The 543-nt window shown below is 50.3% G+C and carries 1 pseudogene; it reads left to right on the top strand.

The features are described 5' to 3' along the window. Positions 1-20: 20 nt before the first annotated feature. Positions 21-543, top strand: a pseudogene (locus tag ACP5EL_RS05025) (BREX-1 system adenine-specific DNA-methyltransferase PglX); the annotation flags it as partial.

A 543-nucleotide genomic window follows, 5' to 3' on the forward strand; every position in this document is an offset into this window, starting at 1 on the left:
GAAAGCGCTGGATTCCGTACATGAAAGGTGGGACATTCCAGCGATGGTACGGCAATCAGGAGTACACAATAAATTGGGATGATGATGGCCAAGAATTAAAGGCCCTAACACCAATCTCGGTCATCCGCAATCCAAGCTTTTACTTCCACCGAGGAGTTACATGGACGTATTCAACCTCCAAACGGTTCAATGCCCGTATTTCACCTGGTGGTTTTATTTTTGACGTCAATGGGTCAACCCTGTTTCCGGAAAGTGTCAACTTGATACTCGGATTGTTGAATACTCCTGTAGCTCATACTCTTTTAGCTTTTATTAACCCGACTATCGCATTCCAAATTGGTGACCTTGCGCGCCTTCCCATACCCGAAATCTCAAGCGATCGAATTCACAATCTCGTAGATCGTGCCATCTCCCAAGCCCGTGCCGATTCCGCCGAAGACGAGACCACCTTCGACTTCGGCGCCCCGCCCTGGACCGTCTCTCTGGACGACACCCTCACAGAGCTTTGCATCAGAGAGGAGGCTCTCGCCGACATAGAGGCCG

Origin of the sequence: Methanocrinis sp., from assembly GCF_049974945.1 — an archaeon.
GTDB lineage: Archaea > Halobacteriota > Methanosarcinia > Methanotrichales > Methanotrichaceae > Methanocrinis.